General features: G+C 65.4%; 21 protein-coding genes and 3 pseudogenes. 16 read left to right on the top strand and 8 right to left on the bottom strand.

Annotated elements, in window-relative coordinates; translation table 11 throughout:
• The first annotated feature begins 172 nt into the window (after nucleotides 1–172).
• The 6 genes and pseudogenes from IPM80_19420 to IPM80_19395 all read left to right on the top strand — a co-directional run bounded on the left by IPM80_19420 (nucleotide 173) and on the right by IPM80_19395 (nucleotide 7,298).
• Nucleotides 173–2,953, top strand: a complete 2,781-nt coding sequence (locus IPM80_19420) for a DEAD/DEAH box helicase family protein (GenBank protein MBK8960520.1) — start codon at nucleotides 173–175, stop codon at nucleotides 2,951–2,953.
• Nucleotides 2,953–3,690, top strand: a complete 738-nt coding sequence (locus IPM80_19415) for a restriction endonuclease subunit S (protein ID MBK8960519.1) — start codon at nucleotides 2,953–2,955, stop codon at nucleotides 3,688–3,690. Before IPM80_19420 ends, IPM80_19415 begins: the two co-directional genes overlap by 1 nt.
• Nucleotides 3,687–4,028: pseudogene (locus IPM80_19410) on the top strand (endonuclease domain-containing protein). Before IPM80_19415 ends, IPM80_19410 begins: the two are co-directional and overlap by 4 nt.
• A 1,017-nt stretch (nucleotides 4,029–5,045) precedes the next feature.
• Nucleotides 5,046–5,570, top strand: a complete 525-nt coding sequence (locus IPM80_19405; GenBank protein MBK8960518.1) for an AAA family ATPase — start codon at nucleotides 5,046–5,048, stop codon at nucleotides 5,568–5,570.
• A complete protein-coding gene (locus tag IPM80_19400) occupies nucleotides 5,567–5,785 on the top strand; it encodes a hypothetical protein (GenBank protein ID MBK8960517.1) in 219 nt (72 codons plus the stop codon). The genes IPM80_19405 and IPM80_19400 overlap by 4 nt, the downstream gene beginning before the upstream one ends.
• 52 nt (nucleotides 5,786–5,837) lie before the next feature.
• The gene (locus IPM80_19395; protein ID MBK8960516.1) at nucleotides 5,838–7,298 is read left to right on the top strand and encodes an SAM-dependent DNA methyltransferase; all 1,461 of its coding nucleotides are present in this window, start codon (nucleotides 5,838–5,840) and stop codon (nucleotides 7,296–7,298) included.
• Nucleotides 7,299–7,319: 21 nt separating this feature from the next.
• Here IPM80_19395 and IPM80_19390 read toward each other — a convergent pair whose 3' ends face one another.
• From IPM80_19390 to IPM80_19380, 3 genes are read right to left on the bottom strand one after another with little or no spacing between them, the layout of a single operon-like run.
• Nucleotides 7,320–7,526: a hypothetical protein gene (locus IPM80_19390; GenBank protein MBK8960515.1), complete on the bottom strand. Its 207-nt coding sequence runs from the start codon at nucleotides 7,524–7,526 to the stop codon at nucleotides 7,320–7,322.
• Nucleotides 7,517–8,989: a radical SAM protein gene (locus tag IPM80_19385; GenBank protein MBK8960514.1), complete on the bottom strand. Its 1,473-nt coding sequence runs from the start codon at nucleotides 8,987–8,989 to the stop codon at nucleotides 7,517–7,519. The genes IPM80_19390 and IPM80_19385 overlap by 10 nt, the downstream gene beginning before the upstream one ends.
• On the bottom strand, nucleotides 8,976–9,674 hold the full coding sequence (locus IPM80_19380) for a prolipoprotein diacylglyceryl transferase (protein ID MBK8960513.1): 699 nt from the start codon (nucleotides 9,672–9,674) through the stop codon (nucleotides 8,976–8,978). The genes IPM80_19385 and IPM80_19380 overlap by 14 nt, the downstream gene beginning before the upstream one ends.
• 178 nt (nucleotides 9,675–9,852) lie before the next feature.
• Here IPM80_19380 and IPM80_19375 point away from each other — a divergent pair, with 178 nt between their 5' ends.
• The 3 genes from IPM80_19375 (at nucleotide 9,853) to IPM80_19365 (ending at nucleotide 13,389) form a co-directional block, all read left to right on the top strand.
• Nucleotides 9,853–10,662 (top strand): enoyl-CoA hydratase/isomerase family protein, encoded by an 810-nt coding sequence (locus IPM80_19375; protein MBK8960512.1) that lies wholly within the window; start codon nucleotides 9,853–9,855, stop codon nucleotides 10,660–10,662.
• A 136-nt stretch (nucleotides 10,663–10,798) separates the two neighbouring features.
• Complete coding sequence (locus tag IPM80_19370) at nucleotides 10,799–12,511, top strand: PQQ-dependent dehydrogenase, methanol/ethanol family (protein MBK8960511.1); 1,713 nt, start codon at nucleotides 10,799–10,801, stop codon at nucleotides 12,509–12,511.
• 2 nt (nucleotides 12,512–12,513) lie between these two features.
• The gene (locus tag IPM80_19365; protein MBK8960510.1) at nucleotides 12,514–13,389 is read left to right on the top strand and encodes a transporter substrate-binding domain-containing protein; all 876 of its coding nucleotides are present in this window, start codon (nucleotides 12,514–12,516) and stop codon (nucleotides 13,387–13,389) included.
• A 390-nt stretch (nucleotides 13,390–13,779) separates the two neighbouring features.
• On the opposite strand, the pseudogene IPM80_19360 reads toward IPM80_19365, so the two are convergent.
• Both IPM80_19360 and rsgA read right to left on the bottom strand, forming a co-directional pair.
• A pseudogene (locus IPM80_19360) lies at nucleotides 13,780–15,175 on the bottom strand (divalent metal cation transporter).
• A gap of 10 nt (nucleotides 15,176–15,185) precedes the next feature.
• The gene (gene rsgA / locus IPM80_19355) at nucleotides 15,186–16,184 is read right to left on the bottom strand and encodes a ribosome small subunit-dependent GTPase A (protein MBK8960509.1); all 999 of its coding nucleotides are present in this window, start codon (nucleotides 16,182–16,184) and stop codon (nucleotides 15,186–15,188) included.
• Here rsgA and IPM80_19350 point away from each other — a divergent pair.
• Nucleotides 16,183–16,437, top strand: coding sequence for a hypothetical protein (locus tag IPM80_19350; GenBank protein ID MBK8960508.1), 255 nt, complete (start codon nucleotides 16,183–16,185; stop codon nucleotides 16,435–16,437). The genes rsgA and IPM80_19350 overlap by 2 nt on opposite strands.
• 24 nt (nucleotides 16,438–16,461) lie before the next feature.
• Here the strand turns inward: IPM80_19350 and IPM80_19345 are convergent, their stop codons facing one another.
• The 3 genes from IPM80_19345 to IPM80_19335 all read right to left on the bottom strand — a co-directional run bounded on the left by IPM80_19345 (nucleotide 16,462) and on the right by IPM80_19335 (nucleotide 18,391).
• Nucleotides 16,462–16,869, bottom strand: coding sequence for a GFA family protein (locus IPM80_19345; GenBank protein MBK8960507.1), 408 nt, complete (start codon nucleotides 16,867–16,869; stop codon nucleotides 16,462–16,464).
• Nucleotides 16,870–16,984: 115 nt separating this feature from the next.
• Nucleotides 16,985–17,434 (bottom strand): hypothetical protein, encoded by a 450-nt coding sequence (locus IPM80_19340; GenBank protein MBK8960506.1) that lies wholly within the window; start codon nucleotides 17,432–17,434, stop codon nucleotides 16,985–16,987.
• Nucleotides 17,435–18,391 (bottom strand): alpha/beta hydrolase, encoded by a 957-nt coding sequence (locus IPM80_19335; protein ID MBK8960505.1) that lies wholly within the window; start codon nucleotides 18,389–18,391, stop codon nucleotides 17,435–17,437.
• 170 nt (nucleotides 18,392–18,561) lie between these two features.
• Here IPM80_19335 and IPM80_19330 point away from each other — a divergent pair, with 170 nt between their 5' ends.
• The 6 genes and pseudogenes from IPM80_19330 to IPM80_19305 all read left to right on the top strand — a co-directional run.
• Nucleotides 18,562–19,359, top strand: coding sequence for an enoyl-CoA hydratase/isomerase family protein (locus tag IPM80_19330; protein MBK8960504.1), 798 nt, complete (start codon nucleotides 18,562–18,564; stop codon nucleotides 19,357–19,359).
• 3 nt (nucleotides 19,360–19,362) lie between these two features.
• Nucleotides 19,363–20,499, top strand: a complete 1,137-nt coding sequence (locus tag IPM80_19325) for a nitronate monooxygenase (protein ID MBK8960503.1) — start codon at nucleotides 19,363–19,365, stop codon at nucleotides 20,497–20,499.
• 91 nt (nucleotides 20,500–20,590) lie between these two features.
• Nucleotides 20,591–21,558: pseudogene (locus IPM80_19320) on the top strand (zinc-binding dehydrogenase).
• Between the two features lie 118 nt (nucleotides 21,559–21,676).
• Nucleotides 21,677–22,102 (top strand): hypothetical protein, encoded by a 426-nt coding sequence (locus IPM80_19315; protein ID MBK8960502.1) that lies wholly within the window; start codon nucleotides 21,677–21,679, stop codon nucleotides 22,100–22,102.
• A gap of 89 nt (nucleotides 22,103–22,191) precedes the next feature.
• Nucleotides 22,192–23,211, top strand: coding sequence for a PilZ domain-containing protein (locus IPM80_19310; protein MBK8960501.1), 1,020 nt, complete (start codon nucleotides 22,192–22,194; stop codon nucleotides 23,209–23,211).
• A 95-nt stretch (nucleotides 23,212–23,306) separates the two neighbouring features.
• On the top strand, nucleotides 23,307–23,494 hold a 188-nt coding region (locus IPM80_19305; GenBank protein MBK8960500.1), incomplete at its 3' end, for a 5,10-methylene tetrahydromethanopterin reductase.

Raw genomic sequence — 23,494 nt, 5'->3', positions numbered from 1 at the left:
GAATTACGCAACGCGCCACAGTGCCTTTACACTGACAGCCGACGCCAAGGAGCAAAGCTCCCTGGCGTCGCCATCAGCGTTGTGACGAGCGGCCCGATACGGGTAGAGCCTCAGCGGCCGAGCGCCTCGCGATACCGTCCACCCAGCCGCCCTGGCGGAGGGAGTAGCACGCTTGACGCCGGAAGCCCGTGCCCGCGAACTCATCGACCACAAGCTGCAACAGGCCGGCTGGATAGTGCAGGACGTGAAGCAGCTCAACCTGGGCGCGGCCGTGGGCGTGGCGGTGCGCGAGTACCCGACCGACAGCGGCCCGGCCGATTACGTGCTGTTTGTCGACCGCCAGGCGGTGGGCGTCATCGAGGCGAAGAAGGACGCCGCCGGCGAGAACCTGACCGCCACCGAGGCGCAGACCGAGCGCTACGCCGCCGCGCACTTGAAATGGCGCAAGGACCATACGCCGCTGCGCTTCCTGTTCGAGGCCACCGGCCAGATCATTCGCTTTACCGATGGCGCCGACCCGGCGCCCCGCTCGCGCGAAGTCTTCCACTTCTTCAGACCCGAGACCCTCGCGAACTGGCTTGGCCAATCCGACACTCTGCGTCGTCGCCTTGCGGAGCGCATGCCGGCGTTGCCACGGAAGAATCTTCGCGAGTGCCAGGTCAGCGCGGTGCAGGGGCTGGAGAAGTCGCTGGCGCAGAACAAACCACGCGCGCTGATCCACATGGCCACCGGCGCCGGCAAAACCTTCACCGCCATTACGTCGGTCTATCGGCTGCTCAAGTTCGCCGGCGCGCGCCGCATCCTGTTCCTGGTCGATACCCGCAATCTCGGCAAGCAGGCGCATCAGGAGTTCATGGCCTATACGCCGCCGGACGATGCGCGCAAATTCACCGAGCTGTATAACGTGCAGCGCCTCGCATCGCCCAACATCGACCCGCACTCGCAGGTGTGCATCAGCACCATCCAGAGGATGTATTCGATCCTGTCTGGCGAGCCGATGGACGAGTCGGCCGAAGATCTGTCGCTGAATGAAATCCAGCAAACCCCCAAACAGGAAAAACTGGTGCGCTACAACCCGGCTGTGCCAGTGGAAACCTTTGACTTCATCATCATCGACGAATGCCATCGCAGCATCTACAACCTCTGGAAGCAGGTGCTGGACTACTTTGACGCCTTCCTGATCGGCCTGACCGCCACGCCCGACAAACGCACCTTCGGCTTCTTCAACGAGAACATCGTTGCCGAATACACCTATGAGCAATCGGTGGCCGATGGCGTGAACGTCGGCTACGACGTCTACGAGATTGAAACCGAGATCACGCGCAAAGGCGCCGAGCTGAAAGCGCGCGAATGGGTGGACCACCGTGACCGCCAAACGCGCAAGAAGCGCTGGAGCGAGACCGAGGAAGACACCGTCTACACCGGCAAGGAGCTCGACCGCTCGGTGGTCAACGTGAGCCAGATTCGGCAGGTGCTGCTGGCCATGAAGCGCGCCGTTGAAACCGAGATTTTCCCGACCCGCAAGGAAACCCCCAAGACGCTCATCTTCGCCAAGACCGACAGCCACGCCGACGACATCATCAACATCCTGCGCGAGGTCTACGGGCAGGGCAACGCCTTCTGCAAGAAGGTCACCTATCGCGCCGAGGAAGACGCCGACAGCATCCTCGCCAGCTTCCGCAACGACTACAACCCGCGCATCGCCGTGACCGTCGACATGATCGCCACCGGCACCGATGTGAAACCCCTGGAAGTGCTGCTGTTCATGCGCGATGTGCGCTCGCGCGGCTATTACGAGCAGATGAAGGGGCGCGGCGTGCGCAGCCTCGACGGCGACAGCCTGAAGCGCGTCAGCAACAGCGCCGACGGCGCCAAGACCCGCTTCGTACTGATCGATGCGGTGGGCGTGGAAAAATCCCTGAAGACCGAGAGCCGCCCGCTGGAGAAGAAGCCCGGGGTGGCTTTGAAGGACCTCTTGCAGGGCGTGGCCATGGGCAGTCGCGACGACGACACCGTGCTGTCGCTCGCCAACCGCCTGGTGCGGCTCAACAAGCAATTGGATGACAAGGCGCTGGCGCGCATCGAGAAAGCGAGCGGCGGCCTGCCGCTGGCGGCCCTTGGCAAGGCCTTGATCTCGGCGCTGAACCCCGACGCCATCGTGCAAACGGCGCTCGCCACGGCCAAGGCCCAGGGCATTACCCGCGACGAAGACAGCCTGCTGCCCGAGGAAATCGCAGCCGCCCGTGCCGAGCGCGTGGCCGCCGCCTGCCTTCCCTTCGACCAGCCGGCGCTGCGCGCGGAGATTGAAGACGCCCGCCGCGAGCGCGAACAACTCATCGACCACATCAACCTCGACCAGGTGACGTTCGCGGGCTACAGCGAACAGGCCGAGAGCCAGGCACGGGACGTGATTGAAAACTTTGCCAATTACCTCAAGACCCACAAAGACGAAATCGCCGCGCTCGCGTTCTTCTATCAGCAACCCTACCAGCGCCGGCACCTCACTTTCGACATGATTGAAGAACTGCATGAACACCTGGCCAAGCCGCCGCTGCTGCTGACCACCGAGCGGCTGTGGAGCGCCTATGCGCGCGTGCAGGCCAGCCAGGTGAAAGGCTCGACCAGCCGCCGCCAACTCACCGACCTCATCAGCCTGGTGCGCTTCGCCCTCGGCCTGGACGCCGATCTCAAACCCTTCGGCGAACATGTGGACAAGCGCTTCCAGGAATGGATCTTCCGCCACAACGCCCAACGCGCCACCGCCTTCACCCCTGAGCAGACCGAGTGGCTGCGCTTGATGAAAGATCACATCGCCAGTTCCTGCAGTATCAGCCGTGACGATTTCGACTATGCGGAGCTGGCGAACAAGGGTGGGTTGCAGAGGGTGTGGGGGGTGTTTGGGGAGGAATTGGATGGGTTGATGGGGGAGATGAATGAGGAGTTGGTGGCGTAATGGCCTTCACGATGACCGTCGATGAGCTAATTCAAGCAGATACCTCGGGACTGCTTGGAAAACACTCGTCATGGGAGCGCGTACCCCTTACAGCTATTGCGTCGATACTAAATGGCGCGCCATTCGATTCCTCGTTATTCAACGCATCAGAGGGGTTTCCACTTGTGCGGATTCGAGACGTTCTCGCTGGGGAGACGGGCACCTATTACGCGGGCGCTTATGAGGATGCATACGTCGTCAAGTGTGGAGAGTTCTTGGTGGGAATGGATGGCGATTTCAATTCTGGATTCTGGGGCGCAAGAACGGCGCTTTTGAATCAACGAGTCTGCAAGATTTCACCTGACGAGGAGTTCTACGACAGACGCCTTCTCGCGTTTGTACTACCTGGGTACTTGGCGGCTATTAACGCCAATACACCCTCCGTGACAGTGAAGCACCTATCTTCGAGGACGATTGGAGAGATTGGCCTGCCCTTGCCACCCCGTGCCGAACAAACCCGAATCGTCGCCAAACTCGAAGAACTACTCTCCGACCTCGATGCCGGCGTGGCCGAACTCAAGGCCGCCCAGAAGAAACTCACCCAATACCGCCAGTCCCTGCTGAAGTCCGCCGTGGAAGGCGCCCTCACCGCCGAATGGCGAGCCGCGAACCGTCTGAATACCCCTCTCCCCTCTCAGCCCTGTGCGAGGGGGGGGAGAGGGATTGAGAGGGCCCGAGAGAGGGTCGCCCCTGGCTGACAAACCGCGCCAAAGCCCTCCGCCGCGAGCAAACCCCCACGGAGCACGCCCTCTGGCAACACCTCCGCGCCAAGCGTTTCGCCGGCTACAAGTTTCGTCGCCAGCAACCCATCGGCCGCTACATCGTCGACTTCGTATGCCTGGCGCGCAAGCTCGTAGTCGAACTCGATGGCAGCCAGCACATGGAGCGCGCCGCCCATGATGAGCAGCGTGATGCGTGGCTGCGCTCGCAGGGCTTTCGCGTGCTGCGGTTTTGGAACAATGAATGGACGGGGCAGAGGGAGGCGGTGTTGGAGAGGATTTTGAGGGGATTGGAGGAGGAGCCTCCAAGACCCTCTGGGCCCTCTCCCCTAGCCCCTCTCCCCCAGGGGGAGAGGGGAACGAGGGGAGAGGGCCCCGGAGAGGGCCTAGGGGAGAGGGGAGAGGAGCTGTTGCGGCGGATTCTTGTCGAGCGTCGGCTTCGGTGGGAAGCGAAGCAGTTGGCCAGGTTCGAAGAGCAGGGCAAGGCGCCGCCGCCCGGTTGGCAGCAGAAGTATCCTGAGCCTGTGCAGCCGGATACCACCGGGTTGCCGGCATTGCCGGAGGGGTGGGTGTGGGCGAGTTTGGATCAGGTCGGTTGGCGAGACCGGACGTCGCACCTAGCCCGCAATGCGCCGCATTTATTCGGAGGCCCCTTTCCGTTTGCGCAGACGGATACATTCGTCATGCAGACACATTCATTCGCGACGTGATTCTTGCAGTAGGTGGTTATCGAAAAGCAGACTGTGCCTGCGGGCGATGTCATCAGATCGCGGCAAACATGGGAGGCCGCGATTCTTGCGATAGACGCTTGCATTCCCGACAGCGTCGTTGGATTCGGCGGCAACGGTGATGTTTCGGCGATTCGTTGAGCTTATCATGCGCATCTCGGAGCTCAGACGCTGGGAGAGGCTCCAATGAGGGCAAAAGAACATCAATCTCGAACACCTTGGCGAGGGTGCCGTTTGTCCCGGTTCCGCCTCGATTGAGCAGGACGAAATTGTTGCTCGATTGGATGGTATTTTCGATCAGTCGAGGAGCAACGAGCCATCGACCTAGCCCTCAAACAAACCACCGCCCAACGCCAAAACATCCTGCGCGCTGCCTTCGCCGGTGAACTCGTGCCACAAGACCCCAACGACGAACCGGCCAGCGTGCTGCTGGAGCGTATCCGCGCCGAGCGTGCCGCGCGGGCTGGGGATAAAAAGACCCGAGGCCGCCCGGCCCGGAAAGCCGGATGAGCAGAGCTACGTGCAGGGACATCGAACTGCCGGCTCATCCGGCGTCGCCGCGCACCGTTCTCGATGCCTCGGCCGCGTCACCACATCGGCGTAACCATGACGGAGCCGCGCAAAGTCATCATCATCGCCGGCCCCAACGGCGCCGGCAAAACGACTTTCGCGCGCGAGTTCCTGCCCAACGAGGCGGGGTGCCCGGTGTTCGTGAATGCCGATCTCATCGCTGCCGGCCTCGCGCCGTTCGCGCCGGACAGTGCGGCGCTGCAAGCGGGGCGCCTGATGCTACGGGAGCTCGAACGACACTTTGCGGCCGGCGAGAGCTTTGCCTTCGAGACCACGCTTGCGGGGCGCGGTTATGTTTCGCACATTGCTCTGTGGCAGGCGGCCGGTTATCGCGTCAAGCTGATCTTCCTGCGGCTCGACTCGGCGGAAGAGGCGATCGCGCGGGTCGCGCAGCGGGTGCGCCAGGGCGGGCACGACATTCCCGAGCCGACGATTCGTCGCCGCTTCGGTGCCGGCTTGCGCAACTTCGAGCGGCTCTATGCGCCCCTGGTGGATGCATGGGCGCTGTATGACAACGCGGGCGCTGCCCCGCGCCTGATCGATTGGAGTGAGAAACCATGAACGATGCACCGATAGAGTCGGCGCGCGACGCAGATCTCAGGCTGTCGCTGCCGGCCCTGCAGCGTGCGGCGCGGCGAGCGCGCGAGCTGGCGGCGCGTACCGGCACCGCCCTTGTCATCAGTCGCGGCGGCGTGACGGAGCTCGTCACTCCGCCGGCCGAGGCGCTACGCCCGGGCGTGCAGGAGCGGCCCGCCGGCTACGGAGACAAGGAATGACGCCGGTTTCTCACCTTGGCCATCGGCAAGCGATGCTCGGCACAACGACCCCATGAATACTTCTTCGCTAGTGCAGAAAGTCTGGAATTTCTGCCATACCCTGCGCGATGACGGCGTCGGCTACGGCGACTACCTGGAACAGCTCACTTACCTTTTGTTTCTCAAGCTCGCCCATGAATACGCACAGCCGCCCTACCAGCGCGATACCCATGTGCCCAAGGGCTACGACTGGCCGAGCCTGACCTCCAAGGTTGGTGAGCCCTTGGAGGCGCACTATCTCGCCACCCTGCACCGGCTCGGCCAGGAGAGCGGCATGCTGGGCGCGATCTTCTTCAAGGCGCAGAACAAGATTCAAGACCCGGCCAAGCTTTCACGCCTGGTGCAGATGATCGATGCCGAGAACTGGATCAGCCTGGATGCCGACACCAAGGGCGATCTCTACGAAGGCCTGCTGCAGAAGAACGCCGAAGACACCAAGAGCGGCGCGGGCCAGTACTTCACGCCGCGCGCACTGATTGAAGCGATGGTGGCCTGCGTGCGGCCAGCGCCGATGAAGACCATAGCCGACCCGGCCTGTGGAACCGGCGGCTTCTTCCTTGGCGCCTACCAATGGCTGACGCGCGACGGTGTGCGGCTCGACAAGCGCCAGAAGGAATTCCTGCGCGACCGGACCTTTCACGGCAACGAAATCGTGCCGAACACGCGCCGCATGTGCTTGATGAACCTGTTCCTGCACAACATCGGCGAGCTCGACGGCGAGCCCTCGGTGGCGCGCTCCGATGCCCTGATTGCCGAGCCGAAACAGAAAGTGGACTACGTGCTGGCCAATCCGCCTTTCGGCAAGAAGAGCAGCATGACCATCACCAACGAAGAAGGCGAGGAAGACCGCGACGCCTTGACCTACGAGCGCCAGGACTTTTGGGAAACCACCTCCAACAAGCAGCTCAATTTCTTGCAGCACATCGTCAGCATGCTGAAGGTGGACGGGCAGGCGGCGGTGGTGTTGCCGGACAACGTGCTGTTTGAAGGCGGCGCGGGCGAGAAGATTCGCCGCAAGCTGCTGGAAACCTGCGATGTGCACACCGTGCTGAGATTACCTACCGGCATCTTCTACGCCCAGGGAGTGAAGGCCAACGTGGTGTTTTTCGATGCACGTCCCAAGGACGGCAGCATTCACACCAAGGACGTGTGGTTCTACGACCTGCGCACCAACAAGCACTTCACTCTCAAGACGCGCACGCTGAAGGTTGACGACCTCAAGGATTTCATCACCTGTTACCACCCGGACAACCGCCACGAGCGCGTCGCCACCGAGCGCTTCCGGTGCTTCAGCTACGAAGAACTGATGGCCCGCGACAAGGCCAGCCTCGATATCTTCTGGCTGAAAGACGACAGCCTCGACAACCTCGACGACCTGCCGCCGCCGGACATCTTGCAGCAGGAGATCATCGACCATCTGGAAGCAGCACTTGCCTCGTTTCGCGACGTCGCAGCCGGCTTGCGCAGCCAGTGAGGCGCAGTGCGCGGTGAACGGCTACTTCCGCCGCGTAGCCCGCCAAATCAGCCAGCCAAACAAAAACGGCACGCCGCCCCACACCGCGATCATGCCGAGCACCATGCCGAAGTCCATCAATCGGTAACCGGCGCTGTCGGTCAGCATGTCGGCGACGGTCGATACCAGGAAGCCGGCGCTGCACAGGCCCGAGCCGGTCATGATCAAGATGCCGATGGTCATCGCCATGCCGCGCAGGAATCCGCCGCCGCGGGCGGTGGTTGGTGGTAGGGCATCAGGCGTCTCCCTTGGTGCGCATAGCAGGGCGCGGGTCGGCGCCGGCCGGCAGGTCGCGGTAGAAGAAGATTGTAGGTATCGAAGGGGATGATGCGCCCGTCCGTATGCACGATGTGTATGCACGAGCGCTTCACGCCGCCCACGCAGAAATTGAAGCGGTCCATGAACTGCACGATGGTGATGCGGAACACGTGTTCGTAGCGCAGCTCGGCCGGCGTCGGCAGTTCTGGCAGGCAGCACAACAGTTGCTGTAAGCGTTCGCCGGTGTTGAGTGCGCCGCCCGACAGCGACAGCACTTCGAACAGGCGCTGCTTCAATCGCGGGTCGCGTTCGAAGGCGATGCTGGCCGGCGCCGTGCCGACGAATTCCTGCTTGGGAATGAAGCGCGTGATGGGCGTAAGAGTGCGCCCGTTGCGCAGCGCATAACCGATGGCGATGTATTCCGGGTTGCACGGCAAGGGCAACAGGTCGTCCTCGCCGAACACGCCGGAGTCGGTGATGAGTTGGCGGCGGATGTCGGTGAGCAGGCTGCGGTGGCGCTGCTTGTCGAAGCGCGGGTTGCGGCCGGCGTCCTGCACCGGTTGAAACGTCACGCCGCGCACGCAGCGGTAACGCAGGGCCGTTTCGACGATGCGCCACAGCCCGCTGTCGTTGACGCCGCCCTTGACGGTCACCACCAGGGTGGTCGAGATGTCGTGCGCTTCGAGATGTTGCAGGGCCTGCAAACGCGTGGCGGCGAGATCCGCGCCGCGGATATCCTGCAAGGCCTGGTCGTCCAGCGCGTCGAACTGCAGGTAGACCTCGAAGCCCGGCTTGAACTCGGTCAAGGCCGCGACGAACTCGGGTTCGCGCGCCAGGCGCACGCCGTTGGTGTTCAGCATCAGGTGCTTGATGGGCTTGGCGCGCGCCATGCGCAGGATGGCGAGGATGTCGGGATGGATGCTCGGCTCGCCGCCCGAGATCTGCACGACGTCGGGCGTGCCCTCGGAAGCGACCAGCGCATCGAGCATGTATTCCACCTGCGCCAGCGTGCGGTGACTGCCGTGGCCGGGCGCCGAGTCGGCGAAGCATACCGGGCAGCGCAGGTTGCACTGCTCGGTGATTTCGACGATGCCGACGCAACTGTGCTGCTCGTGATCGGGACACAGGCCGCAATCCCAGGGGCAGCCGCGCTCGGTGAGGGTCTGGCGGCTATGGGGCCGCTCGCCGGCTTTCAGGTAGTCATGGGTGTGGCGGTAATAGGCCACGTCGGTGGCGATGAGGGTCTTGTGCGTGCCGTGCTCGGCGCAACGCTTGTGGTACCACACCGCGTCGTCCTCGATCAGGATCTTGGTCGGCACCAGTTGCAGGCACTGCTCGCACAGCGAGCTGGTCTGGCCGTAGAAGAGATGATTGTTGCTGCTACGTTCTGCCATCGCTTGCACCACGTGCCATGAATATTGCGTAGGCGCACAGCAGCGCCGCCAGCAGGTGAAAGAGATTGAAAGGCCCCAGCACGCGCGCATAGGGCTTGAGAAATTCCCAGGCAAAGCGCTGTGCGCCGTAGGCGCCGACCACGAGATAAAAGCCGTGGCTGAGCATCCACGCCGAACGCCGCGCGAAGCCCAGCAGCAGCGCCGCCAGCACCAGGGCCATGCTTGCCGACTCGTAGAGCTGCACCGGGTGACGTGCAATGCCGTCGCCGAAGTCGTGGCCCCATGGCAGCATGGTGGCGACGCCGTGGGTGTGATCGATGAGTCCGGCGCGGAAGCAGCCGATGCGGCCGACGGCGATGGCGGCGGCCAGCGGCGCGGCGAAGATGATGCCGGTCGAGCCACGGATGCCGTGGCGATACTTGTAGATTTCGACGGCGCTGATGGCGCCGACCAGTGCACCGAGGATGCTGCGGCCGGGCAAGGTCACGCCCGACAGGTGAAGGTTGAGGCTGCCGAAGGCGTAGGCGCCGAGCAGGCTGCCGCACGTCAGCGCGACGAAGTAGCCGCCGCCGACGCGCGCGCGCAGGCGCGCCAGGGTGGCACGCAGGCGCCAGTGCCACACCAGCACGCCGAGCGCGACGGCGGTGGCCCAGGCCAAGAGGTCGAAACGCAGATGTTCCTGCACGGTGTGATCCCCCCGGGCGGCATCATGGACGGGCATTGCGCGCGCGCCAAGTACCGCGCTTGTCGACTTGGGCGGCGCCACGCCCGCGCGCAATTTCTCAATCGCGCGGCCTGGGTTAGGATGGCCGTGCGCCACCGTCTGGTGAGTGGCCCACCCGACCCAAGACCAAGGATTTCCCATGCTCGAACGTTATTCGAAGTACAAGGCGCTGGACATCGACTCGCCGGCGCCGCGCGTGTTGCGCATCACTTTCAACAAGCCCGATACCTTGAACTCCCTGGACGAGCAGGGACATCGCGAGCTGACCTACATCTGGCGCGACATCGACGAAGACCCCGAGGTGAGCGTCGCCATCCTGACCGGCAAGGGCCGCGCGTTCTCGGCCGGCGGTGACTTCGGCATGATCGAGAAGATGCTCGACGATGCCAAGGTCCGCGCGCGCATCTGGAAGGAAGCGCGCGACCTCGTCTACAACGTCATCAACTGTTCCAAGCCGATAGTGTCCGCCATCAACGGCGCGGCGGTCGGCGCCGGCCTCGTCGCCGGCCTCCTGGCCGACATTTCCGTGGCCGGCAAATCGGCGCGCATCGTCGACGGTCACACCCGTCTCGGCGTGGCGGCCGGCGATTCGGCCGTCATCAACTGGCCGCTGCTGTGCGGCATGGCCAAGGCCAAGTACCATCTGCTGCTGTGCGAACCGATGAACGGCGAAGAGGCCGAGCGCATCGGCATGGTGTCGCTGTGCGTGGCCGACGAGGAGCTGCAGGACCGCGCGCTGGCGATCGCGGAAAAACTGCGCGACAGCGCGCCGATGGCGACGCGCTGGACCAAGTATGCGCTCAACAACTGGTATCGCATGGCCGGCCCCGCGTTCGACGCCTCGACGGCGCTGGAGATGCTGGGCTTCACCACCGAGGAAGCGCGCGAAGGCGTGAAGTCGCATCGCGAGAAACGCGCGCCGAAGTTCGATCTCGATTCGCCGTTGTAACAGGAATTCCTTTTGTGGGTCAGACTTCAGTCTGACATTGTAGTCATGACTCCGCGTGTCTGACCCACAGGGAAAGGCGAGACAGGATCGTCCGCAGCATCAAAACAAGATTTCTCGACACTAGGGGAGTTCGACAATGAACCACAAGCACAGCGCACTCGCGCTCGGCATTTCACTCGCGCTGCTGGCCGGCCCGACGCTGGCCGAAGACGCCAAACCCGCCGCCCGCCCGTTGACCGCCGTCACGCCCGAGCGCCTTGCCAAGGGCACCGCCGACGACAGCGGCTGGGTGATGTACGGCGGCAGCTACGACAATGGCCGTTACAGCCCGCTGGCCGATATCAACCGCGCCAACGTCAAGAACCTCGCGCCGGCCTGGATCTTCCAGACCGGCGTCGCCGGTCAGCTCGAGGCGGCGCCGATCGTCGCCGACGGCGTGCTGTACCTGACCGCCGCCTACAACAATCTGTACGCGCTGGATGCCAGGAGCGGCGAGACGCTGTGGCATTACGAACACCAGATGCCGAGCGACCTGCGCATCTGCTGTGGCCCGACCAATCGCGGCGTAGCGATCGCCGGCAACACCTTGTACATGGCGACGCTGGACGCGCGCTTGGTTGCCTTCAATCGTGCCGACGGCAAAGTGCTGTGGAACGTGGTGCTGGACGACTACAAGAACGGTCACAGCGCGACCGGTGCGCCGCTGGTGGTGAAAGATGTCGTAATGGTTGGCAGCGCCGGTGGTGAATACGGCGCGCGCGGTTTCATCGATGCCTACGATCAGAAGACCGGCAAGCGCGTGTGGCGCCGTTACACGGTGCCGAGCGCCGGCGAGAAGGGCGTCGAGACCTGGGCCGGCGATTCGTGGAAGACCGGCGGCGGCCCGCCGTGGAATACCGGCACCTACGATGCCAAGACCAATCTCGTACTGTGGCCGACCGGCAACCCTTCGCCCGACTGGAACGGCGACACCCGTCTCGGCGACAACCTCTACACCAATTCCCTGCTGGCGCTGGACCCGGCCAGCGGTGAACTGAAATGGCATTTCCAGTTCACGCCCCATGACGTGTGGGACTACGACGCCACCAACGGCGTGGTGGTAGGCGACATCGACATCGACGGCAAGAGCCAGCACGTGGTCATGCAGGCCAACCGCAATGGCTATGTCTACGTGCTCGACGCCGCCACCGGCAAGTTCATCAAGGGCAGTCAGTACACCGAGCGCCTCAACTGGTCCAAGGGCCTGGATGCCAACGGCCGTCCGACGGTCGATGAGAAATACGTGCCGATGGCGGGTGGCAATCCCAATTTCATCTGCCCCGGCAACGTCGGCGGCAACAACGGTTCCTATACCTACGCTTACAGCCAACAGAGCAAGACCCTTTACATTCCGGTGGTCGAGGCCTGCGGCAAGATGGAGAAGGAAGCCTCGGTGTTCGTGAATGGCACGCCTTACTGGGGCGGCGGTCCGGGCGTGACCGAGGGCGAGGACCAGTCCTCGTGGGGCACGGTGACGGCCATCGAGCCCAATACCGGCAAGATCAAGTGGCGCTACAAGGATGACTACCCGATGGTCGGCGGCGCGCTGGTGACGGGTGGCGGCCTGGTGTTCACCGGCAACCAGACCGGCTATGCGATGGCGTTGGACGAGGCGAGCGGCGAGCTGTTGTGGAAATTCCAGACCGGTTCGGCGGTGCGCGGTCAGCCCGTGACCTGGAAGATGGATGGTCGCCAGTATGTCGCGCTGCCGAGCGGCGGCGGCGGTATCGCGGTCTCGATCATCGGCCAGCCGACGCTGGACACTCCCGGCAGCGCGCTGGTGGTGTTCGCACTGCCGGCCAGCAAGTAGGCGTGTCGCGGCGGACGACGGCGACCGGCGTGATGGCCGGTCGCAATGGCTCTCGATGCACGCTGGCGGCGTTGGCGATGCTGGCCGCCGGCGCGGCCGCGGCGGCCGACATGGCGCCGCTCAAGGTCTGCCTGTTGTCACACAACGCGCCGTATTCGACGCGCGACGATGAACGTGGTTTCGATCTCGATACCGCTAAGGCGCTGGCGGCCCGGCTCGCGCGTCCGCTCGAACTGGTGTGGACGGACAACAACCCGCACATCGACGAGATCGACGACAGTGATTTCCCGCTGCGCAAGCTCGCCAAGGGCGCCTGCGATGTCATTCTGAGCATGCCGGGGCCGGCCGGCGACACGCTGCGCGACAGTCCCAAGCTGGCCCTGGGTGACAACTATTACGGCGCCGCCTTCGAACTCCTGAGCTGTGATGCCGGTGCGCCGAAGCGCCTGCGCGCCCTGCGTGGCAAGAGCGTCGCCATCCAGTCGCAGACCGTCGCGCATTTCGCGGCGCTGTCGGTGAAGGCCACGCCCAGCAATTACTTTTCCCTGGACGACGCGCTGGCGGGTCTGCGCAAGCACGAAACCGAGGCCGCCCTGCTGTGGGGGCCGACCACCGGCTGGCGTCTGCACAACGACAAGGACAAGACCTGCGGCTTCGTCGCCGGTTACGAGCCGCCGGCGGCGGTGCGCTGGAACCTGTCGTTCGCGACGCGCAAGGCCGATGAAGCCCTGCGTGGGCAAATCGACACGGCGCTGGCGGCGTTGACCAAGGGTGGCGAGTTGCGGGACATCGCCGCGCGCTACGGCGTGCCCATCCATGCGCCGTTCGACGAGACCTACAGCCTGCGCGCCTTGAACGATCTGCAGCAGGGGCGCTGAGCCGAATCTCGCGGGCAGTCATTCATTTCCATTCTTGAATGAATGTCAGGCTGAAGCCCGACCCACAAAGAGAGCGATTTGCCGGTGTGTGCAAAGAACTGACCCCAAAGTGGTCGGCTTTGCCTGCATGTCGGCTGAAGCCTGACCCTTCGGAAGAGCGAATTTGCACCTACAAGTGTGCGCTCAGGCTGAAGCCTGGCCCACAAAGAATGGACTTCCCGGTGTGGGTCAGGCTGATGCCTGAGCACACAAAGAAGTGGAATTTGCCCGGTGTGAGTCAGGCTGAAGCCTGACCCTCAAAGAGTACTGCTTCCCGATGTGGGTCAGGCTTCAGCCTGACATTGGCCCTAACGGTCCGGGCACCCTTTGAATGTGCGAATGAATTCGCACCTACAGGCTTTTCAGCCAACTCATCGCCAAGGCCACCACGCAGGCGCAGATGATCGCGATGCCCACTTGCTCGGCGCGCATGGCCAGGCGCGTCGAGCGCGCATCGCCCATCAATGCTCACGTCCTTCGCCAACAGGTGCAGCGCAATGGCATGCAGCGGCAACAGCACGGCGTTGATCACCTGGCTCGAATAGATCAGCGGGATCAGCGGCAGGCCGGGAATCGACACCACGCTCACCGCCGCCACCGTGAGGCCGATGAAGGCGGCATAGAACAGCTGGAAATGCCGTGAGTCGAGATCCAGCGAGGCCTGCGCGCCCATGCCTTCGGCGATCGAATAGGCAGTGGCGAGCGGCACGATGGCGGCGGCCAGCAGCGAGGCGCCGAGCAGGCCCACGCCGAACAAGAGCTTGGCAAAGGCGCCCGCCAGCGGCTCGAGCGCGGCCGCCGCATCGGCGGCGTTCTCGATATGCACGCCGGCGCGGTGCAGGGTGGCGGCGCAGGCCACCGCGATGGCGAGACCGATGACGCCGGTCAACACCGAGCCCACGATCACGTCCAGGCGTTCCCAGCGCAGGTTGGCCACGGTGATCTTCTTGTCGACCGCGTAGGACTGGATGAAGGCCAGTCCCCACGGCGCGAGCGTGGTGCCTAGCGTCGCCGCCACCGCCACCCACGCACCTTCGCTGCCGGGCGCGCTCGGCAGCAGCGAGTAGCGCGCCACGGCGGACCAGTCCGGCGCGGCCAGCACGCCATCGACGAGGTACAAGGCCAGCGTGGCCGAGATCACCAGCAGGATGCGCTCGATGCGATGAAAGGAGCCGAGCACCACCATCAGCGAGATCAACAGCCCCGCGAGCGGCGCGCTCACCCAGCTTGGAATGCCGATCAGCGAACCGGCGGCGGAGATGCCGGCGTACTCCGCGCAGATGGTGCCGAAGTTGGTGAGCAGCAGCGCGATGACGGCGGCATAGCCCCAACCGTGGCCGTAGCGATGGCGTATCGCGGCGACGAAGCCCTTGCCAGTGGCGGCGCCGATGCGCACCGCGATGAGATGGAACTGGATCAGCAGCAGCGTCGACAGCGGAATGACCCACAACAGGCGATAGCCATGATCGGTGCCGAGCACCGAGTAGGTGGTGATGCCTGCCGGGTCGTCATCCGACAGCCCGGCCAGCAGGCCCGGGCCCAATACCGCCAGGAACGAGGCCATCGCGCCCAAGCCGGCACGGCGCATGCGCTCGAAGCGCAGCGCGATGCCGCGTCGCGGATGGCTGACCGCGTGCGGCGGCGAGCCGGCCTTCTCGCGACGCGCGCGGGCCAGGTGCTGCGCCTTCTTGTGGATGGCGGCGAGACGGTGCGCCGATACGCCCGGCGCCTGGTGACGTCCACTCATGGCCGCGGACTCAGGCGCCGGTCTCGGCGTTCAGCTTCTGGAACAAGGCGAGGCGCTCGGCGGCGATGCCGCCCTTGGCCACCTGTTCACGCAGCGCACAGTCGGGCTCGTGCAGGTGGCGGCAATCGGAAAAGCGGCAGCGGCCGAGATACGGCGCGAACTCGCGAAAGCCGCGCGCGAGATCGGCCTGGGACAGATGATGGATGCCGACTTCCTGCATGCCCGGGCAGTCAATGAGGGTGGTGTGGGCGTCGATGCGGTACAGCCGTGAAAACGTCGTGGTGTGGCGACCGCTGCCCAGCGCGCTGGACAGTTCCCCGGTCACCGCGGCGGCGTCGGGCACCAGCGCATTGACCAGGCTCGACTTGCCCATGCCCGATTGACCACACAGCAGCGTGCGGCGTCCCGCCAGTCGTGCGCGCAGCACCGCCGGCGCGCTGGCCGCCATGCCGTCCCGCGGACGTGCGGAGAATTCGATGAGTTCGTGGCCGGCGCCGATCAGCAGCGTGAGTCGCGCGCGCGCCGCGTCGACGCCCGGCAGATCGGTCTTGTTGAGCGCCAGCAGGGTGGTGACCCCGGCGGCGTCGGCTATCAACAGGATGCGCGTCAGGAATTCTTCCGAGGCGCGCGGTTCGACGGCCGCCAGCACCAGCACCTGGTCGACGTTGGCGGCGATGCCCTTGCGCTTGAAGGCGTCGGAGCGCTCGAGGTAATTGCGACGCGGCACGAGCTGCTCGATGACCGCGCTGCCGGCGCCGGTGAGGCTCACGCTCACCTCGTCGCCGCACACCGCTATCTGCTTCTTGCCACGCGTCACGCAATCGAGGCGCTCGCCGCCGGCGGTTTCCACTTCGAAGCGTCGTCCGAACACCGCCACCACGGTGCCGTCGCGGGTTTGCGCATGGGTCGTCGGCCTGGCGATGTCGGGTTCCTCTACAGATCTACGGATGGCGCCTGGCGCGTTGGGGCGTATTGTAACGTTGGCGGGAAGTCGCGCGGAGGCGCCCATGAAACCTAGCGGTCTCGAGATTGAAAGTGCGCTCGACGAGGCGCAGCGCCTGCGCGAGCAGGGGCACGACGAGCATCACCTGGCCCGCACCACGCTCTACCTGCACGCGCGCGTGAAGCTGCTCGAAGACGTGCTGGCGCATGCCAAGCTCTACCTGCATTCGGGCGAAGGCGCGCTCGAGCATGCGCAGCTGGTACGCGCGGTGGAACGTGCCGACAGTGAGCTGGAAAGCCGCGACATCAAGCCGTGGTGAGCGCGGCCGGCGCGCGGCCGCGCCTCAAGGCTGGCCGTCCACGCCCGGTAGTTGCGACAGCTCGCCCAGCCAACCCTGCGCCGAGCGACACCACACCTGGCGGCCCGGCTTGAGCTGATCGCGCTGGCGCAGGGTGCCGACGCGCAGGCCATAGACCTTGGGGCCCGCGCCCGGCGCGGTGGCGTACAGGGCCGAGCCGCAATGCCCGCAGAAACCCTGCTCGCGCTGTCGCCCGCTCTCGGCAATCTTGACGTAGGTCTTGGGCGTGCCGCGCGTCAGTGTGAAAGCGTCCTCGCGGGTGAAGGCCACCACGCGAAACGCCGATCCGGACAGGATCTGGCAATCGGTGCAGTGGCAGACGATGACGCGCTCGGGATCGATCTCGGCGCGGTACTCGATGCTGCCGCAGTGGCAGCTGCCGTCGACTTGCATGGCCTTACTCCTCGGTTGGTGTGCCGACTTTCCATTGTAGGTGCGAATTCATTCGCACACTGGTGACCGGCGCAGACGCTTCGCCGCGCGTTTCGATGTGCGAATGAATTCGCACCTACAGATTCGTCGTCATCGGCCATTTCACCACTTCGCCGCTTTCATCGTACTCGGGAAACACCGTCACGCTCACCACCTTGGCGCGCGCGATGCCGAAGGTGAGATCGAGCACGCGGTCGGTGTAGTACTTCTCGTCGCGGCTTACCTCGACGTCGAGATCGAGGTGCGGGTATTTCATCAGCAGCAGCTTGCCGGACAGGCCCATGGGATTGAAACCGCGCACCAGCGTGTAGGGATGGTAGGAGGTGATATGGGACAGCCGGAAATCGTTGTCCGAGTCGAAGGACAGTTCCAGGCGCAGCATGCGGTAGGTCCATACCGACGACAGTTCGCCGTCCTCGTGCGCGTCTTCCGCTTCGCGGTCCGGCGCGCCCAGCGCCGCGGCGATCTCGTCCTGCGTGCTGCCGAGCAGCAGCTCATCGACGCCGCGATGCGGGTGGACGTCCATTCAGGGCTGGCCGGCGGCCACGATTTCGTCGCGCAGCCAGCTCGCCAGCAGCGTGCGCAGCGCGGCCACGAACGCCAGCGGCTGATCGAGCAGCAGGTGATGCTGGGCCTCGGGGATCTCGATGATGGGCGCCAGCGGGCCCATCAATTCCGACATGTAATCGGCGGTGTCGCGACTGACCAGCGCGCTGTGCTGGCCGAACATCAGCGCGGCGCGACAGCCCAGCGCCTGCAGGTGCTCGTGGAAGGGTTCGCCCCAGCGCCGCGCGGTCATGGTGTTGACGTCGAACTTCCAGGTCCAGCCGGCGGTGTCTTCGCGCAGTGAATGGCGCGCGATGAATTCCACCAGGTAGTCGTTGGCGCAGGGTTGCTGCGGCAGCAGGCGAAAACGTTCGAGGCCAAGCTCGAAACTCGGGTAGTGCCGTTCCAGGCTGCGCGCGCGCGAGGCGATGGCGGGCGGCGCGTCGCCTTCGGGACGACGGATGGGCGTGTCGACGATCACCGCGCCGCCCACCTCGTGGCCATAGGCGGCGCCGAAGCGCATGGTCATGTAGCCGCCGAAGGAATGTCCGACCACGAACGGTTTCTCACCGAGTTCGGCGGCGCCGAGCACCGCGCGCATCTCGTCGGCGCGCAGGCTGGCGTTGTACTCGGGGCGCTTGCCGCTGTCGCCCATGCCGGACAGGTCGAGCGCCGCGACGCGGAAATCGCGGGTGAAGAACGGCGCGATGAAGCGCCACCAGTTGGCGTGCGCGCCGCCGCCGTGCACCAGCAACAGGCCACGCTGGTTGGCGCGCGCGTTGTCGCCCGGCCACACCATGTAATGGATCGGGCAATCGGCGACCGTCACGTAATGCGAAGTGAAGGGCTGGGCCAGCGCCCAGTCGAACCACGGCGGCGTGGCGCGCGTCACGCCGAGGTGCGCGGCGTTGAAGTCGGGAAGGGGCGGATGACTCATGCGGTGTTACTTGATATCCAGTTTCTTGAGCTTGTACCACAGCAATCGCCCGTTGACGATTACAGCCCGGCGGCGTCCGCATCGACCGCGCTGCCCGCTGGAAAACCCTGCGCAAGCTCGCGAGGCGCGGTTAGACTAGGCCCTCACGTCCATCATCCGGGGAGCCTTCCATGTCCGTCGTCGAGTATTCCGTTCAAGGGCACATTGCCACCGTCACGCTCAATCGTCCCGAGGCGCGTAACGCCATCAATCCCGAGGTCGCGGCGCGCCTCGCCGACGCGTGGCGCGCGGTGCGCGACGACAACAACGTGCGGGTGGCGGTGCTGGCCGGCAAGGGCCCGGTATTCTGCGCCGGCGCCGACCTCGGCCAGCTGGTGCCGCTGATCGCCGGCAACCATCGGGCCGAGAACGAGTGGGACGAGCGCGTGCTCGCCGATCCGAACATCTTCGAAGCAGCGCTGCTGCGCGACTTCGACGTGGTCAAGCCGGTGATCGCGGCCATCCAGGGTCATGCCATCGCCGGTGGCATGGAGATCGTGCAGGGCACCGACATTCGCGTCGCGGTGCCAGCCGCGCGTTTCGGCGTGCAGGAAGTCAAATGGGCGATTTTCCCGGCCGGCGGTTCGACCGTGCGCCTGCCGCGCCAACTGCCCTATGCGCGCGCCATGGAGCTGTTGCTGACCGGCGATTTGATCAGCGCGGAAGAAGCCTTGAACTGCGGCTTCCTCAATTACGTGGTCGACGACCCGCTGGCCAAGGCCATGGAGATCGCCAACAAGATAGCCGCCAACGGCCCCATCGCCGTACAGGCCATCCGCCGCTCGGCGCGCGCCTGCCTGGGCGTGCCGGAGGCGCAGGCGCTCAAGATTGAAACCTGCATCTCGGCGCCGGTGTTCAAGACCGAGGACGCCAAGGAAGGGCCGGCCTCGTTCATGGAAAAGCGCCCGGCCGTGTACAAGGGCAAGTAAGCCATGAACTCACCCATCTGCGCGCTGCTCGGTATCGAGTTTCCCCTGCTCGCGTTCAGTCACTGCCGTGACGTGGTGGCGGCGGTGTCGCGCGCCGGTGGCATGGGCGTGTTCGGCGCCGGCGCCTTGCCGCCCGAGCGGCTCGAAGAGGAACTGGCGTGGATAGACGCCCACGTCGATGGCAAGCCCTACGGCGTCGATCTGTTGATCCCGGAGAAGATGCTCGGCAAGCACGACGAGGTGAACGCGCGGCAGATGGTCGCGGGTCTGCCGGCGAGCCATACCGCGTTCGCCGACGAAGTGCTGGCCAGGCACGGCATCGAGGCGGGCGCGTTCGACGAAGCGCGCGATCGCATGGTGCAGATCGGACGCAACCTGCGTCCGGCCGGCGCCGCCGATCTGCTCGACGTCGCGTTCAAGCATCCCATCAAGCTCATCGCCAACGCGCTCGGCGTACCGCCGCCCCTGATGCTGGAGCTCGGCAAACGCCACGGCGTGCCGGTGGCGGCGCTGGTCGGCGCGCGCGAGCACGCGGTCAAGCAGGTCGAAGCGGGGGTCGACATCCTGGTGGTGGCCGGCGGCGAGGCCGGTGGTCATTGCGGCGATGTCTCGACCTTGGTGCTGGTGCCGGAAGTGGCGGAGGCGATCGCCGGTTTGCGGCCGGTGCCGATACTCGCGGCCGGTGGCATCGTCACCGGTCGCCAGATGGCGGCGTGCATGGCGATGGGCGCGGCCGGTGCGTGGACGGCGTCGGTGTGGTTGACGACCCACGAAGCCGAGACCAACCCGGTGGTCAAGGACAAGATGCTGAAGGCGACCTCGCGCGACACCGTGCGCTCCAGGAGCCGCACCGGCAAACCGTCGCGCCAATTGCGCTCGTCGTGGACGCAGGCCTGGGAAGCGCCCGGCGCGCCGTCGCCGCTGCCCATGCCCTTGCAGTCCCTGATCAGCGAACCGCCGCTGGCGCGCGTCGACAAGCTCGCGCAAGGCGGTCATGCCGGCGCGCAGGAACTCGCCACCTACTGGGTGGGACAGGGCGTCGGCCTCATGAACGAAGCCAAATCGGTGCGCGCGGTGATGCAGGAGTTCCAGGAGGATTTTCTGGCCGCCTACGAACGCCTGGGTGGGTTTCTCGGATAGCCGAGCGCTTGTGGGTCAGACTTCAGTTGTGGGTCAGACTTCAGTTCGCCCCCCCCCCGCGGCATAATCGCGGGGCCCGCGCCAGGTCTTCATCACCGCAGTCGGCGGCCCGGATGTACTCAAGGTCCGCGAAGCGCCCGACCCCACGCCGACCGACACCCAGCTTCGCATTCGCGTGCGCGCCAGCGGCGTCAACTTTGCCGACATCCTCGCACGCCAGGGTTTGTATCCCGATGCGCCGACACTGCCGTGCGTGGTCGGCTACGAGGTGGCGGGTGTGGTCGATGCGGTCGGGCCCCAGGCGGACGCCGCGTGGCTGGGTCGCGAGGTACTGGCGCTGACGCGTTTCAATGGTTACGCCGATACGCTGGTGGTGCCGGCCGCGCAGGTGCGGCGGCGGTGCCGGTCAATTACCTGACGGCCTGGCAGCTGATGGTGGTGATGGGCGCCTTGAGCGCCGACGAGACGGTGTTGATACACAATGCCGGCGGCGGCGTCGGGCTCGCGGCCATCGATATCGGGCGGCATATCGGCGCGCATCTCATCGGTACCGCCAGCGGCGGCAAGCACGCCTTTCTGCGCGAGCGTGGGCTCGATGTCGCCATCGACTACAACCGCGAAGACTGGCGGCGTGAAGTGACGCGTGTGACCGACGGCCGTGGCGTCGAGCTCGTTCTCGATCCGCTGGGCGGCGGCCATTGGAAGAAGAGCTACGCGGCCCTGCGTCATACCGGCCGCCTCGCGATGTTCGGCGCATCGACACTCACCGAATCGAAGTTGCCGGGCGTCGCGCGCCTGCTGGCGATGGCAGCGAGCCTGCCGTGGTTCAACCCGATACCACTCATGAACGCCAATCGCGCGGTGTTCGGCGTGAACCTCGGCCACCTGTGGCACGAGGTCGACAAGATTGCGCGCTGGATGACCGTCCTGCTGGCCGGCGTCGATGCCGGCTGGGTACGGCCGCATGTCGATCGCAGCTTCCCGCTGGAGCAGGCCGGTGCCGCCCACGCCTACCTGGAAGCGCGACGCAACACCGGTAAAGTGGTGCTCACGCCCTGACGGCAGGCGCGCCGTCAACGTCGCGAAGCGCGCCCGCATGCGACCGGCATGAAAGCCGTCGCCTGGTGTATGGTAGCGCCCCGCCGGCCTGTCGCCGGGTGACGAACGAGGCTGAACGATGGAATTGACCCTGCGACAAAAGCGCCGCGCACTGGTCCGATGGCTGGCGGTCGCGCCAAGCGCCATCCTGGTGTGGTACGTCATGTTGGCACTCGGCCTCGCCATCCATTCCCAGGCGCTGCGTTTCTGCCCGCCCGATGCGCTGCTGGCGAGTTATTGCTCCGCCTCGTGGTTCCCTGCCCTGGAGCGCGCCATCATCGTCGGCTGTGCCGCATTGACCGGCCTGGTCATCGTGGTGGTATCGGCGTTCATTGCCCCCGCGCGGCGTACGCGCGCGGCGGCCATCGTGTTCGCGCTGGGCGCGGTGGTGGCGGCCAGCATGGCGCTCGAGACGCGCGCCTATGGCGAATTCGCGGCGGCGCTGGGCGGCGGATTGCTGGGTGTATTGATCGCCTCGCGTCTTGCCCAAAGCGTCGAGCTCTAGGCCCGCGCGCCGGTCAAGGCCGCTCCGCGCCGGCCGCTACAGCGTCGGACAGGGCGCAAGTCGCGCCGATGTGCCCACAGGAGCGGTCCATGCAAGCCAGCGCGGCGATATCAGCCAAGGAGTCCGATAGCGCCATCGCGGCCTTGAGCCAGGAAGAGCTGGCGGCTTGCGCGCAGATCCTGGCCCTGGGTATCGCTCAGCACCGCATGAAGTTTGGCGTCATTCCGCTGGAGGCGCCGCCTGCCACCGACAGCGCCGGGGCCGCGCGGCTGCGCGACGCGGTGCGTTCCAGTTTCGACGAGGCGCTGCGGCTGGTGCGTCAGAAGCAGACCGCGCAGGCGCAACAGGCGCAACGCGCCGCGCGTGATGCCGCGCAGGCCGAAGACGAAGCGCAGGCCGCCATCCGCGAGCAGCGTCGGCAGCTGCGCATCAGCGTCAGCGCGGCGGTGGAGCTGGGGCTCGTCGACAGCGGGGACACCTGCAAGGCCACGCTGCGCAATATTTCCTGGGGCGGCGCCTCGGTGCGCTGCCAGGACATGGTCCTGCATGCTGGCCAGCGCGTGCGCCTGCATCTGCCGATCGGCAAGAACGACCGCATCGCGACCATCGCCACGGTGTTGCGCACCACCACCGTCAACGGCGCCAGCGAGTACGGTCTGCGTTTCGACAGCATGACTTCCGCCGACGAGGAGCGGCTCGAGAAAGTGCTCGACATCCTGGTCGCCAACCCGAGTCCCGACGCGCGTCGCAGCGAGGCGCGCCTGGTGCAGCGTCTCGAAATCGAATACGGCGACAGCGGTGAATTCTGTGCGGTGCTGGAAGACATCTCGCCGAGCGGCGTGATGTTGACCGTGCCCGACCCGCTGGAAATCGATCAGTCCCTGCTGGTGACGCTGAGCGGCGCCGATACCCATCACAGTCTCAGCCTGCGCGCGCGCGTGGTGCACCAGACCCTGGTGTCGGAATGCGGTATCGACATGTACCGCGTGGGGCTGCGTTTCGAGCATCCCGGCGACGAGTTGCGCGCGCGCGTGGCGGCGGTGCTGCAGCACCTGGCGGTGCTGCGTCCGGCGGCCAACCCCGACGAGTTCCTGGCCGAAGCCGGCTGACATCCGTGCCGCCGTCGGGCGGCTCGATCGCGAGCGTGGCCAAGCCGTGGCCGACGCGTTAGCCTTGCACGCCCCCCGCCCTGGAACATGCTGTCATGGCCAAACGCATCCACATGAATGCCTTCACCCAGTGCTGCATCGGCCATCACTCCATCGGCCAATGGAAACATCCGCTGGATCGTCCGCTGGACGGCTATCGCGACATCCACTACTGGATGGACCTCGCGCGCATTCTCGAGGAAGGTTTCTTCGATACCCTGTTCCTGGCCGACGTGCATGGCAC

Source organism: Pseudomonadota bacterium (assembly GCA_016719885.1).
Taxonomy (GTDB): domain Bacteria; phylum Pseudomonadota; class Gammaproteobacteria.
Note: the sequence above shows the minus strand (reverse complement) of the source record. Positions and strands in the feature narration are given on the sequence as shown.

Bases quoted from the DNA above. Each gene is read 5' to 3' on its own strand.
- IPM80_19375 (MBK8960512.1), top strand. From the start codon at position 9,853: ATGCTCGAACGTTATTCGAAGTACAAGGCGCTGGACATCGACTCGCCG.
- IPM80_19315 (MBK8960502.1), top strand. From the start codon at position 21,677: ATGGAATTGACCCTGCGACAAAAGCGCCGCGCACTGGTCCGATGGCTG.
- IPM80_19335 (MBK8960505.1), bottom strand. From the start codon at position 18,391: ATGAGTCATCCGCCCCTTCCCGACTTCAACGCCGCGCACCTCGGCGTG.
- rsgA (MBK8960509.1), bottom strand. From the start codon at position 16,184: ATGGGCGCCTCCGCGCGACTTCCCGCCAACGTTACAATACGCCCCAAC.
- IPM80_19340 (MBK8960506.1), bottom strand. From the start codon at position 17,434: ATGGACGTCCACCCGCATCGCGGCGTCGATGAGCTGCTGCTCGGCAGC.
- IPM80_19390 (MBK8960515.1), bottom strand. From the start codon at position 7,526: ATGGCGATGACCATCGGCATCTTGATCATGACCGGCTCGGGCCTGTGC.
- IPM80_19415 (MBK8960519.1), top strand. From the start codon at position 2,953: ATGGCCTTCACGATGACCGTCGATGAGCTAATTCAAGCAGATACCTCG.
- IPM80_19370 (MBK8960511.1), top strand. From the start codon at position 10,799: ATGAACCACAAGCACAGCGCACTCGCGCTCGGCATTTCACTCGCGCTG.
- IPM80_19310 (MBK8960501.1), top strand. From the start codon at position 22,192: ATGCAAGCCAGCGCGGCGATATCAGCCAAGGAGTCCGATAGCGCCATC.
- IPM80_19350 (MBK8960508.1), top strand. From the start codon at position 16,183: ATGAAACCTAGCGGTCTCGAGATTGAAAGTGCGCTCGACGAGGCGCAG.
- IPM80_19345 (MBK8960507.1), bottom strand. From the start codon at position 16,869: ATGCAAGTCGACGGCAGCTGCCACTGCGGCAGCATCGAGTACCGCGCC.
- IPM80_19400 (MBK8960517.1), top strand. From the start codon at position 5,567: ATGAACGATGCACCGATAGAGTCGGCGCGCGACGCAGATCTCAGGCTG.
- IPM80_19330 (MBK8960504.1), top strand. From the start codon at position 18,562: ATGTCCGTCGTCGAGTATTCCGTTCAAGGGCACATTGCCACCGTCACG.
- IPM80_19395 (MBK8960516.1), top strand. From the start codon at position 5,838: ATGAATACTTCTTCGCTAGTGCAGAAAGTCTGGAATTTCTGCCATACC.
- IPM80_19385 (MBK8960514.1), bottom strand. From the start codon at position 8,989: ATGGCAGAACGTAGCAGCAACAATCATCTCTTCTACGGCCAGACCAGC.
- IPM80_19405 (MBK8960518.1), top strand. From the start codon at position 5,046: ATGACGGAGCCGCGCAAAGTCATCATCATCGCCGGCCCCAACGGCGCC.
- IPM80_19325 (MBK8960503.1), top strand. From the start codon at position 19,363: ATGAACTCACCCATCTGCGCGCTGCTCGGTATCGAGTTTCCCCTGCTC.